Origin of the sequence: Acinetobacter entericus (assembly GCF_026168575.1) — a bacterium.
Taxonomy (GTDB): domain Bacteria; phylum Pseudomonadota; class Gammaproteobacteria; order Pseudomonadales; family Moraxellaceae; genus Acinetobacter; species Acinetobacter bouvetii.
Genome location: NZ_JAPEQW010000002.1, coordinates 76673 through 90827 on the forward strand (window position 1 = coordinate 76673; position 14155 = coordinate 90827).

A 14155-nucleotide genomic window follows, 5' to 3' on the forward strand; every position below is an offset into this window, starting at 1 on the left:
TTAGGATGACTAATTTAGCGATACATAAAATCCGCAGATTTAGCGGACTGCAGCCTAAATACATCAAGCTGGCAGGGAATGGCTATCTGGGCGGTGATTACCCTGATGCGGTCACACGAATAAAAGGTGTACCGGCTAAAACTGAAATTATGATTTTTTTGCATCGCAAACGGGGAGAGGCGGGTGATGGAAAGCTGATTGCCAGAATTGACACTGAAGTTTCAGGATCATGGCGCGTAGGAAATCTGAATCCTGATCTCCGTTATGACGTGATTTGCCGTCAAGGGGAATATAAAGCTGAAATCATGTCGAATATTCAGCCTAAAGTTGAGTAAGCAATGAGTAATGATTCTGAGGAATACACCCCGCCTGCAGGTAATCTTATTCAATTCAATTTGACGGGTGACTATGTTCCGCCGGCAGGGAATAAATTAGCTTTTGATTTGGGAAAAGATGGGTCAATAGATCCGCCTGGCGACACCAGTTATATTTATCCCAATGGATATGACAGCTCAAGTTACGGACTGCCTGTATTCCGGCTCAGTTTCAAAAAATTATATCCGTCAGGCATTGCTTCAAGTCTCATTTTTGGCAAGCCTGATGTTTTCAATTCACTTCAATTCTTAAAGCCTTCAGGCAGTAGTTTTGCGGCATGGGGCAAGCCGGTATTAACAAATGTACGCCGTCCGCTCAGTCCGGCCGGAATCGCTGCAGGTTCATTTGGCGCGCCTAAAGTTTTTAATTCACGGCAATATATTAAATGTACCGGCTTTGACAGCTATGTATACGGCAAACCGTATTTAATCGGCGGCGTTAAATACTTAAAGCCTTCTTCAATTGCAGCGCCAGCAATCTCCAGTACCCATGATATACGTGATCCCCAATATACGCAGTATATTCGCCCCGCAGGCATGTCATCTAAATTGGCTTTTGGCAGCGCTGAGCTTTTTCCTAAACGGCTCAGTGCCAAAGGATTCAGTAGCGCCGTATTTGGTTCGCCTTGGGTTCAGCGCAGCCCAATGCCGAAAGGTTTTGACACCCAAATATTCGGTACAGCTTGGGTATCGCACCATACCCGCACGCTGCTGGCAAATTCGGTTGAAGCGCCTTTATTTGAAGCTTTTCCCACCGTCATTTTTAGAAATAGAAAGATATATGTAAATTCTGAAAATGATCCGATTTCTGTTTTTGGTGACGTTGGCATACGCAATACACGGCGTTATTTGACTGTTGAAGGCTTTGACGCCTTTGGAATGTCCAGCTGGCATTTAGTTGAAACAAACCGCAGGCTGATATTTACTAAATCAATAGGTCAGCTCAGCAGCTTCGGTCGGGCAGTTTTGGACAACCGGACTTTATCCATCCGGCCGCAGGGTCTGGACGCGCAGCGTTTTGGAGACAGTGCTAGAGCAGAATACCTGCATAGGCGGCTGAATCTGCATAGCTTTGATAGTGCCGCTTTGGGTAAGCCTGAAGTATCCAATGATGCAGCTGTAATAAAGCCTTCTGCTTTTGAGGGTGAATTCGGTCAGGCGTTTATCAGCAATTGGACCCGCAGGCTAAACACAGTAGGTCAAGTACTCGAACTGTTCGGCATGGCAACTGTTTGGCATAAAGTCAGAAAAGTTGAAATGGATGGATTTACCAGAACAGCATTTGGTGTACCTGAGCTGACGCATTATGTCCGCCGACTGCAGCTGAATGCCGGAGTCAGCCCAGCACCGGCAGGAACCCCGCGGATTTCATATTTACGCCAGTTCATATATCCAGCTTGGGAAGAAGAAGAGCTCAGTACGCGGCATATAGTTGGCCGAGAGCAATGCATTCAAGTACATGGCTTTGATGCAGTCCGGTTCGGCACCAGAATAATCCCTGAATCTGCAAGTATCTACGTCAGCGGGATGTCTGGCGCATTTGGCATGCCTGATTTTGATTTCATGAAGCGCTATATCAAAGTCAGATCATTTGGCAACATTGGGGATGCTGATTATCAGCGCTGGGGGCAGCTGAACAAACTGCATAACTCCCGCCAATACATCCAGCAGTACCAGATCATTGAAAGCGGACTAGAGCCAATTGCGCCATCGGCAGGCAGTAAAATCTCTAACCGGAATAGGGCCATTCAGGTTTATGGTTTTGATGCATATAAGCCGATGACGACCACTGAAGTCTATAATAATGCGCGGCTGATCCAGCCTGCTGGCATGACAGGGCCAATTTTTGGTGAAGGCAGCTTCATTGCGCATAGAATTAGAAGAGTTTTTCCAGATCCTATTGAAGCCCCGCTGGCAGGCAAATGGCATGTCATGTGGAATGCTGCACGGGTATTGGAGCCGAGTTCTATACCGCAGCCGGGCCTAGGTGATGCCAAATTTGAAAATACACGGCGTTATTTCCGTTGGATCGGCGGCATTGAAACTGCCGAGTACGGCGTTCCGATGGTGGATTTTGCTGTACGAACACTGAGTTTTAATTCGCGCTATACCATTGCACCACCGGTGCTGCCTTTGCCCGATGTGCAGCTGTTAACGCGATACATTGAGCCTATTGGACAAGAATATTTCAAGTATGGATTTCATGAGCTGAATATCCATTGGAATAAGATTGGGCCGAAATGGGTGCACCGCGATTATGTTGGCGAACCTATCGTTAAGAACCTAACTCCTGAGCTGCATTTCCGCGCGCCAGAGTTTTTGGAGATGGGTAAGCCAAAAATTGAATTGCTGCTGCGGTATGTCAATGCAGTAGACGGAATTAACAGCCAGTCCTTTGGCAAGCCGATCATCGCGGACCGAAAGCAGAAAATACAGGTTCAAGGGATTGGCATACCTGAGTTTTCTAAGCAGCATAAGCTTAAAAAAACAGTCGCGCCGCCGTATTCAACACAGCATATATGGCTCGATAAGGTCACTTCAGAAGAGACGGATGAAGCGAGCAGGCACTACGGTTTTGAATCGCTTCAATTTGGCATGCTCAAGGTCGCTGAACATGCCGTCCGTCCATCAGGGATCAATGCTTTACGCTTTGGCGAGTTGCGGATCCAATCCAATGGGATCAGGGTCAGTTACGGCATTTTTGGTGACATCAATGATGTTGGCCAGCCTATGGTGACCAACTCCATCCGTACAATCAGCCTTGATGGGGATGGAATAAATAGTCCGATAACAGCGGGTACTCCGCGATTCAGCCCGCATACAATTTATGCTGTCATTGAGGCACCGGCGCAGGCCATAGCCAACCATAATGCGGAAAATCTGCATCGGGTCGGTGAAATGTATAGCCGGGATGGACAAGGCAGCATGAGATTCGGCACACCAAAAGTCAGTACGAATGTTGTCAGAAATCAGTTCAGCCCTTATGGATTCAGTCTTATGCGGGTCGGGCAGCCTCAGATTGATTTAAAGCTTCAATATATTGAGTGTGTTGGTTTTCTTTCATACAGGGGCGGTTTTCATAAAGCGGGTGACGGCAAGCAAGATATTAAGTTCTATACAGGGTTCACTAATCTTGAACTAGGCAAGCCCACCGTAACAATGCCGCCTGAATTGCATAAAACCATCAAGCCTTCTGGCTTCAGCGCAATGCAGTTCGGTATCCAATCTATAGAAAATCTGCATCGGGAAGTAAAGCCGCAGGCAATTAATTCTTTAGCGATGGGGGCATCAAGAGGCGGTACAGTGTATATGCCGCAAAGCCTGCATATCGGTTTTCCCATGCCGACTACGCCAAGCGGATTTGATGCGGCCAGATACGGTAACGCATGGATTTCGCTGCGCGTCCGAGAAATAAATCCTGCTGGATTCAATAGCTTCTTGATGGAATATGATTTAACGCAATTCTCGCGCCGTATGAAAGTCACAAGAACTGAGCTGCCGCGGCCTGTGCAATTCATTACGCCTGTTGGGTTTGAGAGCAGCCGTATTTCCGCATTTAATATCAGACCTGGTGCGCATTATATCCGTCCGGATGGCAATGCTGATCAATACCGTAAAGGGGCATTTTAATGGGAACTAAAAACTTTCCTCCAATCATGGGGATGGATAACCGTAATAATGATGATGCGCTTGAAATTGGAGGTAAGCAGCCAGCATTGTTCGTCAGGGATGCATGCAATTTGGATATTTCAAATACTGGGAAAATCTCATTGCGCCAAGGCATGCTGAAACAGACCAGCTTGTCTTATGCGGATCTTTGGCAATCCGCCTTGCATGGTGACATATTTGCCCGTCTTGATTCGAGCTGGGTTTTGCTGGATCTGGCGAATATGATGCATACCGTTTTGCTGGCTGATGCCGGCAATGGCCCATACAGCCATCAGGTGATCAATAACAGAGTGGTTATGAGCTGCTCGGAAGGACTATTTTTCTATGATGGGCAAAAAGCGCAGCGTATGACGATTGATACACCTGCAGCGCCGTTGCTTCGCATGCAGAATGAAGCCGGCAGCATGGTATCTGGCAATTATGGATTTGCAGTGTCATGGATGATAGGTGACATGGAGTCCGCTGTATCTGCGGCAGCATTTGCGGAGGTTCAGCAAGGCAGTATTGAGCTGGTTTTCCCGTATTGCATGGATGAGCGGATTACTTCCGTTCGTCTGTATATGACCGAGCATTCAGGAAAAATTCTGAGGCAGGCCGGCGAGTATCCTATTTCTCAAAATTCGCTCACTTTAATGGCCTTGCCTGCTTTGGGAAGAGCCGCAACTTTCCGCCATCTGTCACCAATGCGGGCAGGCCGCTATCTGCGCCTTTGGCGTGGGCGCTTGCTGACAGCTCAGGTTAATATCTTATACTTTTCTGAGGCAATGGCATTTCATTTGACTGATGACCGCTACAGCTTCTTGCAGTTTCCGCAGCGTATTACTTTTGTAGAGCCTGTCGATGCGGGCATATGGGTCGGGCAATATGACCATGTTTTATTTTTGCGCGGCAATGCGGTTGAGGCTTTAGAACAGGAGCGTAAATCATCAGCTAAACCTGTTGCAGGCAGCAGCTGCATTATCCCTGCGGAAATGTCAGGGCCGGAGTTGTCTCAAGGCGGGGCTAATGCGGCAGTATGGCTGGCGGAAAATGGCCTGGTAATGGGTACGCCCTCAGGGCAGCTGGTTGAACTGCAGTCCAGTCGTATTGCGGGCATTTCTGCGGACAGCGCTACCTGTGTAGGGTTTGAGGGAAGAATCACTGCGCTTGTAAATTGATATCAATTTCAGGCAATTTCAGTGAATCTAAAAATATGAATCAGGCACAAATAAAGCGAGCGCTGGCAAAAGACTTTTCCGATGAAAACTTTGATATGACGGAAGACGGGATTTATTTTCCGAATCATGGGATTGTCGCAAGCGGCATCTACATTGACCGAACGAATGGGGGTGAATGGGAGCAGACAAGTAATCTGGTCACTAAGGAAGGGCGGATTGCCGCCCTGGATACTTATTTCGGTACCAAGGTTAAGCCTTCAGGGCTATATCTTGCTTTATTCAATGGCGCAGCCGCACCGGCAGCGAACTGGACTGCAGCGAATTTTGCAGCAACAGCTGGCGAAATTGTGTCACTAACCGAAGGATTCAATTCAGCAACCCGTCCAGCATATACACCAGCAGATGCGACCGATCAGGAATACATTGATAACTTCAGCAGTGTCGCCCGCATCACAATTGTGACCAGCAATGAACTTACAGTCACAGGGGCTGCTGTATTGACCAGTTCTGCCAGAGGTGGAACAACTGGTGTGCTGGTATCCGCGGCAAAATTTGCAGCGGCGCGCACGTTCCAGAATGGCGATATTTACGAACTCGGCTACCGCATTTCTTTTACTTCTTAAAATACTATGTACAGTCCTAAACCTTACGGACTGTTCATTGACGGTGAGCAGCCAACTGAAGCAGACAATAATTTTATTGCTTCTTTGGCTGTGCAAATCGTCAATATCAGTACAGTATCTGAACTTACCACCATCAAAATGGTGCGGACGCTGCCGGATGGCGGTTTTGTCACCGCATTAATCCATGATGATGTCTTTCGCATTTATGTAAATAAATCATCTATCTATTCAGACACTTATGTATTTGATGGTTATGCATCTGAGTTTATCCCCATGCTGTACAGCGGCCTGATTGAGAAGGCTATGGTGCTGGATGACGGTGAAGGCGTGCAGATCAAGCTGACAGAACAGTGCCGGCGCCGGCTTTCATCCTATGGCATAACAGATGCACCTGCGAAAACTGTAAGTCTGCAGCGGTTTAGAGTGGAATATGCGGAACAGTTTAAGTATTTTGAGCCCGAATTTAAGGGCATCTATTTTTTTTCCCAATATTTGAAATTGAAGCCCACATGGTATAGCGGCGCTATGCGTGAAGTGGTTCAGATTGTTTCAGCGTATGGAAAACAAGATTTAAAAGATCTGCCTGACAGCATTGAAGAGCAGGCCAAGATGATTATTCATGAGCCTGTATTAAGCCTTATTAAAGAGGAACTGAAAGGGATCAGGTTGCCTGGTTATAAAGGTTTTCCAGATCAGGAAGGCAAAATACAATATGATTACGGCAGCAGCGGCCAGTTCATTTCATTTGATTCAAAAAATAAGCCATGGCTGATTTGTGTTATCAGTAGTGGCGTTTATGCCATGCCGCTGCCAATCATTCCTGCCACAACGACTTTAGCATTCCGTGAGTTTATTGAAGAAGCCGGTGACAGTGAAATTATCGCTATTCTTGACCGTTTTGGCGGGATGCCGTCCGGTGAGAATTTCCCTCAAGGCAATTCATTTCATACATGGCAGCGTGCGGGCGCTATTATTCGGATCTGCGATTCAGCTGATTTTCACCAGCATTCAGCAATGTATTCAGCCTGTGGGTGGTCAGTTAACAGCTTAGGCAGGGAAGCATTCAATACCTGCTGGTCATATGATGATAATAATTTAATGCGCGTGTATGGCTACAAGCTGAAACTGTCTCTAGGGACAGCCAATAATCACGGTCTTTCGTCATCTGTAACCCTGACTGCAGATAAGGTTGGCGGCATAGAAAATCTGGAACTGATCAAAAAATACATTGTGAAGCTGACGGATGATATGCCAGTAGGAGAAGAAACGACATTAGCTGTCCATTATAAGCTTCGATATGTAGAGCCTGAGCAGATTCTTCAGCGCGCAGCAGGTGAATATGACAGCACTAGTGAAATGGAATATTGGGATAGCTTGGAAGTCAATCCCATCGCAAGCCATTCAGGAAGCATTTCTCAGGTTTCATCAGGCCCAGTGTATTGGGGGATGTCAGAATATCCTCAAACCATGGGTAGGCTGAAATTTCCCGAAAGATCAGGTCAAGGCTGTGAATCATTCATCATGGTATCACCGGATTATGATGGCCCAATGGTCAAGTGTGACACGGTCATGTTTGGCTGCTATGTCAATGATCAGCTGAAAACCGTTAAGTATTTTCTTGATGAAAGAACTTATTTCAAAGAAGAAGAATCAACCTTTGAAGACTTGATGATTATTGGGGAGTGGGAAAAAACCGTCACTACAGGGCAAACGGGAATAGCGGGTTATTTCTATACTTCTGATTTTGATGACCGAACCGAAATATCCGCAGCCACTTCATATACAAAAATTAGAGGCATGGATATGGGGTATGGCAATCCGCTGTACGTTACGCCGGCAATTTTATGGATGAACGGCAGTGTGAGCCGCAGCCGGTATTACAAGCATGAGACTACTCAAAAAACCGTGACTGGATTCAATATTGATGCAGCAGTATGCATTCCAGTGTTTGGGCGGGATAGTTTGCTGTATGCCTATTCTGAATCAGATGTTTCAACGTCAGAAAGTGAAGTGCACTCCATGCATGGCGTTGCAGATGCGACCTCATACAACTTATGGACCTATGATTCAATATTTCACTGGATGGGCAATGCCGGCAAAGGAAGCCCAGCACCAAAAAACGGGCTGCCTGTATATGTGGATTCACCAAGCCACAGCCCTGTAGATTCGAGCGGTTTTGCTGACAGCGGGGATTGGCTCGGCATTGGTGACGGTTATCTGAATATTACAGGGATTGCAGGAAAATATACGCAGCGTGGCGGGGATATGGCTGCAAACGGTGCATCTATCGGCGGAGAGCCGCCTTATATGGCGCCGTATAATACGTCTTCCAAAGAATTAGGAAAGCATGCGGGCCGGGTCAATATTAGCATCAGTGCCGCTGACGCAGCCGAGGTTCACAAAAAAGATCCTGATGCATGGTATTTCTCATTCTCTCCAGTCGAAAGCGGGGGAAGCTTTTCTTATTTTTACCGCGATTGCTGTGAGGTTGTATTCGGGGCATCAACGTATGCGAGCATATCTGAAAAGGCGGGCGAACGGCGCAAGTACTGGGGATATACAAACCTTGCTGATCATAAGTCTGCTCACAATTTCATTGGAGTGATTAATGAGTAGCACATACCGCGATGATTTGATGGATTCAGCCCGTCTAACTGAGCTCTTATTGTCTGTTGTCGGAACTCAAATCTCAGAATCTGTCCGTCTAGCAGATAGTTTGAGCTATAGCCTGCGTGTAGATTTCTTTGATCAGGCTGAACTGACTGATGAAATTTACAATGGATCTACAGGGTACCGGGTTTATGACAGCGCTCAAATGAATGACGCTGTTGCGGATCAACTGTATGCCGTAAATAATTTTGCCGATTTAGTTAAATTGGCTGATTCAGTCCGCAGCGTTCTATCCAGTTATGTCGAAGACTCAGCAGCGTTGCATGGCGAAATCAGCAGCGCCGCTTTAACCGCCTTTATTGCAGATGCCGCGGTAATGAAAGACGAACTGAGCGGGCAGCGGATTTCAGTGAATTTGATGCATGACACGTTAAGAATGCGTGACATGACTGCGCGTATAGCTTCAGATGCATGGACAGATGAAATGCTGCTGGAAGACTCGTTTCTACAGCGTTCAGTATCCGTTCAATCTGTCATTGATGCTGTTCAAATGACTGACAGCCTGTTGCTGGGGTCTACAGGCCGCGGTGATCTTTCTTCCTCTGCGGTAATGACGGATTCAGCAAAAGGGCAGCTCACGGCTATACAGCATGTTCACGAAATGTTTTTCGCAGAAGATTCAATTTTAAATGCAAATGAAGATAACTTTGCATGGACAGCAAACAGTGATACCTGGGCAATGAGCCGTTATGACGGTTTTGCTTATGATGGAATTTCAGTGCTGAATGGAAAACTCTATGGATGGAACAAGCATGGCGTTTTTGCTGCAGGAAAAGCAGCTGAAGCTATTAATGCCGTATTGACTACAGGCCGTCTTGATTTTGGTGAGCAGCTGGTGCATCCGCTGGCGGCATTTGTTGAATACAGCATGGATGGCGCAGATAAGTCATTCAATATATCAGTCACTACAACGCAGTCAGGAGCGCAGCAAACCTATAAATATTTACTTCCGGATGAGCGTTCAGAATTTATGACCAATGGCCGCATTGCTTTTGGCAGAGGATTACGCGGGAGGCAGTTCGCATTTGGCTGTTCTATATATGCAAAGGCAGCTGAGCTTCACTCACTTTCAATTGAGTTCACGTCAACGGCCAGGAGAACATAATGTCAGACTATATACAAAAAATTGCGCCGGACGGCGTGATGGGCGCCGCAATTGAAACTGTCATGGACCAAATGGATAAACTTGACAGTGTTGCGTTACGGTACAGAAATGAAATGTCTGATGTGCTGAGTAAAATCAGCGACGTAAAGTTTCAGCCTGTGGAATCCCCGCAGCTGTTCCGCATTCCTGATACACCGGTACCGGACATTAGCTTTGATGACCGGCCGCAATTCAGCAGCATGCCGCTGAAGTTTCCTGAACTGCCAGTATTTCATGATATTGATGCATTGCTGAATGATCTGAACTTAAGTGAAATTGAAATGCCTGCAGCGCCTGCAATGCCGGCCATTCAGCTGCCGGATATGCCAAGCATGGCAGCAGTGGAAATGCCGCAGAGGCCTGACATAGACGCTGATATTCAGCTGCCTGATGCGCCAGTACTGACTTTGCCGGAAATGGATCAGCTGATTCAGATATCAATTCCTGAATTTAGTTTTCCTGAACTGCCGGATTTCAATGGTGTGCCGCCGTCAATGGACTCAATTGCAGTTCCAAATGTCTTCATTAACTGGACAACTCCGAAGTATAGTTCTGAATTGTTGGATGGCCTGCAGGCTAAAATCCGGGCCGGGATGAATGACGGCGGCACCGGATTGCCCGATGCTGTACAGGATGCCTTATTCAATCGAAGCCGTACCCGTCAAAGCAATGAGACGGATAAGGCTGTTCAGGAAGTAATACACGATTGGTCTGCCAGAAACTTTAATATGCCCCAAGGGCAGCTGGCTAAACAGATTGCAGCCATTCGTGAAAACGGAAGACTGGATGCCGCTGATTTAAACCGCGATATTTTGATTGAAGCGTCAAAATGGGAAATTGAGAATATGCGGTTCATAGTTGAAAAAGGTATGGCTCTGGAACAGATGACCATGAACCTGTTTTCTGACTTTGTGAATCGGATGTTTGAAGTCGCAAAATTTAATGCGGAAAGTCAAATCAGTGTTTTTAATGCGCAGGTTGCACTGTTCAATTCGCAAAATGAAGCGTTTAAAACTTTAACAGATGTTTATAAAACGAAGATAGAAGGCGCGCTGGCTAAGCTGAATGCTTATAAAACCGCTGTAGATGCTCAAGTCGCTATCGGTCAAATTAATGAACAGTATGTGCAGGTATTTAAGGCAAAAATAGATTCAGTTTTATCCAGTGTAGAGCTTTACAAGGCAGCGATTCAGGGAGCATCAGCACGATCTGAATTAATTAAAACGCAATTCGATGCTTATAAAACAGAAGTTCAGGCTGTAAGTGAAAAGATTGCCGCGGAAAAAATTAAAGTTGAATCCTATGAAGCGCAAACCCGTGCTGAAACAGCAAAAGTAGGAATGTTTGAGGCAAATGCGCGTGCTTATGCAGCCACAATTCAAGGCTTGCAGGCGAAATCATCTGTCCGTTCTGATGGCATCCGTTTAAAAATGGAAGCAGCAAAGACATGGATTTCAAAATATGCTGCCGACATAGATGGCTATAAAGCCGGTATTCAAGCAAGCTTGAGTGAAGTGCAGCAGAACACATCTGCTTTTAGCGCTCAGGTGGAGGCTTGGCGCGCGGCTGCCGGCTTGGAAGTTTCTAATGCAGAAATGCAGTCTCGATTTGCAGATATGAATACTCAAACAAATATCGCCTATTCACAAATGCAAATCAGTGAGTTTCAGGCAAAAATTCAGCAGGCGACTCAGCAAGCGCAAATTGCTTTGGATTCAGTTAAATCTGTAGGCCAGTTCACTTCACAACTTGCTGCAGGAGCTATGTCTGCAGCTCATGTGTCAGCAAGTATCAGCGGTTCAGGATCTGCAAGCACTTCAACTTCCAGCTCAACCAGTGATAGTAAGAGCGAAAGTCATAACTACAACTATTAACGCGCTGTAGGGTTAGCCCTCATCTTATTTGATCCGTGAAAATAACGTATCAAATAGGATTAGGGCTTTTTTATGAGCTTCGGATTAAGAAATAAAGGCACAAAGGATGCAGGTGTCTATGATTCAGGCCGTATTAAAGGTGCTGGAACTGGTACATCTGATGATGTGAAAAAGGAGGTTCCCAGCGGCAGTTACATTATGCCTGCAGATTCAACAGCGCAAATTGGAGAACAGAGCCTGCAGCGGCTCGGCAAGCCCACTCCGGTTAATCTCAGTAACGGTGAATTCCAGCTCACGCCTGACCAGGTGCATCAGGTGGGTGTGCATGCACTTAACCAGATGAAAGAACAAACTCACACACCAGTGAATCAGCCGCAAGTGCAACAAAATGCACAGGGAGAACCTGAATTATTTTTTGCCAACGGCGGTTTGATTCAGAGTCCATATCCTAATGCTGATGACATACGCCGCGCGCAGCAGCAAAGGCTTGGGCCCAATATTCGGGATGTATCTGGCATTACACGCGATGTAAGCCGCCAGCTTCCTTCTACCAATGTTGCGGCACCAGAAACAGCAGCCGCTTCTTCTCAAGCTGCTAAACCAGGGTTTGGCGCTAGAATGGCCAGTGGAGCTAAAGGCCTCGGGGTTTTGCATGGTGTCGCTTCAATGTTTGGAGGCGCCACTCAAGGCTACAATACATCTACTGAAGACTATGCAACACGCATGGGGCTTGATCCTAATGTTGAGCGCAGCGGGGCTGCAAATCTAGGTATTCGTGCTGCAGGCGTAATGTCCGATGTGGGGAATGCCGCTTCATTCGGAATTTTAGGCAAGCGCTTTGGAGATAAGCAGGTTCAACAAGCGCAGGCCGACTATGAGGCACAGCAAGCGCGATTTGCTGACTGGAATAAGCAAAAAGCAGCAGGCACGCCCAATGCTGTTGCACAAACCGCTTCACAACCAACACAGGCCGTTAAGCCAGCCGCTGCGCCTATTGAGCAGCAAATGAATAATGCTGTTTGGGGCGATGAGAAATCATCTACAACTCCAAAGGTAAATCAGCCTCAGGCTGATCCTTACTCAATTCAGCAAAAAGGTAATGGCTTCAGCTATGCAAATCCTGCGGCTGCAGCTCAGGCGCGGCTGCAGGGTGTGCCGGAATTGCAAGGATCTGGAGTTGTGGGTGGAATTCGCCGTGCCAATGATCCTAGTGGAGTGGATAACCTAATGCGGAATACTGCTGAATTCGGGCCAACAGATCAGCAGGTTTCACAAGCTTTTAACGCTATGAATAGCACTCAAAATATTCAATATCCTAACCGGCCGCAACGCTCACAAGAACAAGATTTAGAACGTGAACAGGTTATGCGTGATATACGTGCACCTATTGATGGCGCTAGAGGAATGACGAGCAGCCAGCGGTCCCAGTTATTGGAAATGCAAACGGGTGATGATAATCGCGCTGTGCAGATGTACAACACTGATGCAAATAATGCGACTAGCCAATTCAATAATGCCGCGAATAATTCATCAAACATGGCGCAAACCATGGTTCGTGAACAAGGTGCCAATCAGCGCGCCGTATTGGGTGAAACTGGGCAGAATTACCGACAAGGCCAAGCGCTTAATCAGGATACAGCCAAGTACAATGCTGAATTTGGGTTGAAAAATAGACAGCAAAATTTGACTGAGCAAAAGGAAGGGTTTGGTATTCGCCAAGCTCAGCGGGTTGAAAAACTGCAGGAAATGTATGATAAAGCGGAAACAGAAGAGCAACGTCAGTCAATTCAGGCGCGGATAAACCGCTTAAGCGGCGCGAAAGAAAATAACGGCCGTGATCGATATATGACTGTTGGTGGCGGTCAAGAGTGGGACGAAATTGCAGGCACCATGGTTAATCGGCCGCAACAAATTTTTGACACTCAAACAAAGGAATATGTTGATTCAATACAGCAGCCTCAAACTAATCAGCCATCACAAAACCATATTGCTGCATTAAAAAATAACCCTCAGCAGGCGGCACAATTTGATGCAATATATGGGAAAGGAGCTTCTAGCAGATATCTATAGAAATAGTTTAGCCAATCAGCACTGATTGGCTTTTAACTCGATTTCTTTGATTAAGTGATCATCAACATCAAGGTAAACATACCTTTCAGACATATTATTTACCTGAAAATGAATATGTTTTTTAACTTGGTAGCAAAATGTTGACTTAAGAGCAGGTATCCCAGAGTTCATATTAGCTTCAACTTGAGTATTAAAATTCTCTTTTTTTATTGGTAACTTATAGATATAAGTTGAATTGTTTGGAATCTTTAGTGCTTGAACCATTTGCACACCATCACCGATATCAATAGGCGTGCTTTTATTGAGCTCACTTGAAACTTGCTTGTAAAAGGAATATGTTCTTGGCGAGTTTATGTATTTAAAATTTGAATCCAAAACTCCCTCCTGTTTTAACTGAATATCATAGTCACTTGCTACTGAATTAGTGCTATTTACCGCATTAGTGCGTGACTTATTCTCAGAAAAATAAGAAAAACATTTAAAGCTAAGCCCAGCTAGAGCAACTATCCCAATAAATAATAAACCATAGTGTTCTATTCTACTTTTAATTTCCATTATAAGAATTCCATTATAT

9 protein-coding genes are annotated in these 14155 nt (G+C 46.0%); 8 read left to right on the plus strand and 1 reads right to left on the minus strand.

What is annotated here, in order from left to right; genetic code table 11:
* The first annotated feature begins 5 nt into the window (after positions 1 to 5).
* The 8 genes from OKC24_RS01950 (at position 6) to OKC24_RS01985 (ending at position 13581) form a co-directional block, all read left to right on the plus strand.
* Positions 6 to 335 carry a hypothetical protein gene (locus OKC24_RS01950; RefSeq protein ID WP_265464671.1) on the plus strand — a complete coding sequence of 110 codons (330 nt, stop codon included), beginning with the start codon at positions 6 to 8 and terminating at the stop codon, positions 333 to 335.
* 3 nt (positions 336 to 338) lie between these two features.
* A complete protein-coding gene (locus tag OKC24_RS01955) occupies positions 339 to 4004 on the plus strand; it encodes a hypothetical protein (protein WP_265464672.1) in 3666 nt (1221 codons plus the stop codon).
* A complete protein-coding gene (locus OKC24_RS01960; protein WP_265464673.1) occupies positions 4004 to 5200 on the plus strand; it encodes a hypothetical protein in 1197 nt (398 codons plus the stop codon). The genes OKC24_RS01955 and OKC24_RS01960 overlap by 1 nt, the downstream gene beginning before the upstream one ends.
* A 35-nt stretch (positions 5201 to 5235) precedes the next feature.
* Positions 5236 to 5823 (plus strand): hypothetical protein, encoded by a 588-nt coding sequence (locus OKC24_RS01965; protein ID WP_265464674.1) that lies wholly within the window; start codon positions 5236 to 5238, stop codon positions 5821 to 5823.
* A 6-nt stretch (positions 5824 to 5829) separates the two neighbouring features.
* Positions 5830 to 8439, plus strand: a complete 2610-nt coding sequence (locus tag OKC24_RS01970) for a hypothetical protein (protein ID WP_265464675.1) — start codon at positions 5830 to 5832, stop codon at positions 8437 to 8439.
* Entirely contained in the window at positions 8432 to 9598 is a 1167-nt protein-coding gene (locus OKC24_RS01975) for a hypothetical protein (protein WP_265464676.1), read from the plus strand. The genes OKC24_RS01970 and OKC24_RS01975 overlap by 8 nt, the downstream gene beginning before the upstream one ends.
* Positions 9598 to 11511: a hypothetical protein gene (locus OKC24_RS01980; RefSeq protein ID WP_265464678.1), complete on the plus strand. Its 1914-nt coding sequence runs from the start codon at positions 9598 to 9600 to the stop codon at positions 11509 to 11511. The genes OKC24_RS01975 and OKC24_RS01980 overlap by 1 nt, the downstream gene beginning before the upstream one ends.
* A 72-nt stretch (positions 11512 to 11583) precedes the next feature.
* Entirely contained in the window at positions 11584 to 13581 is a 1998-nt protein-coding gene (locus OKC24_RS01985) for a hypothetical protein (protein WP_265464680.1), read from the plus strand.
* Between the two features lie 15 nt (positions 13582 to 13596).
* Here the strand turns inward: OKC24_RS01985 and OKC24_RS01990 are convergent, their stop codons facing one another.
* On the minus strand, positions 13597 to 14136 hold the full coding sequence (locus OKC24_RS01990; RefSeq protein ID WP_265464681.1) for a hypothetical protein: 540 nt from the start codon (positions 14134 to 14136) through the stop codon (positions 13597 to 13599).
* Positions 14137 to 14155: the final 19 nt, after the last annotated feature.

Bases quoted from the DNA above. Each gene is read 5' to 3' on its own strand.
- OKC24_RS01990 (WP_265464681.1), bottom strand. From the start codon at position 14,136: ATGGAAATTAAAAGTAGAATAGAACACTATGGTTTATTATTTATTGGG.
- OKC24_RS01980 (WP_265464678.1), top strand. From the start codon at position 9,598: ATGTCAGACTATATACAAAAAATTGCGCCGGACGGCGTGATGGGCGCC.
- OKC24_RS01955 (WP_265464672.1), top strand. From the start codon at position 339: ATGAGTAATGATTCTGAGGAATACACCCCGCCTGCAGGTAATCTTATT.
- OKC24_RS01975 (WP_265464676.1), top strand. From the start codon at position 8,432: ATGAGTAGCACATACCGCGATGATTTGATGGATTCAGCCCGTCTAACT.
- OKC24_RS01970 (WP_265464675.1), top strand. From the start codon at position 5,830: ATGTACAGTCCTAAACCTTACGGACTGTTCATTGACGGTGAGCAGCCA.
- OKC24_RS01965 (WP_265464674.1), top strand. From the start codon at position 5,236: ATGAATCAGGCACAAATAAAGCGAGCGCTGGCAAAAGACTTTTCCGAT.
- OKC24_RS01950 (WP_265464671.1), top strand. From the start codon at position 6: ATGACTAATTTAGCGATACATAAAATCCGCAGATTTAGCGGACTGCAG.
- OKC24_RS01960 (WP_265464673.1), top strand. From the start codon at position 4,004: ATGGGAACTAAAAACTTTCCTCCAATCATGGGGATGGATAACCGTAAT.
- OKC24_RS01985 (WP_265464680.1), top strand. From the start codon at position 11,584: ATGAGCTTCGGATTAAGAAATAAAGGCACAAAGGATGCAGGTGTCTAT.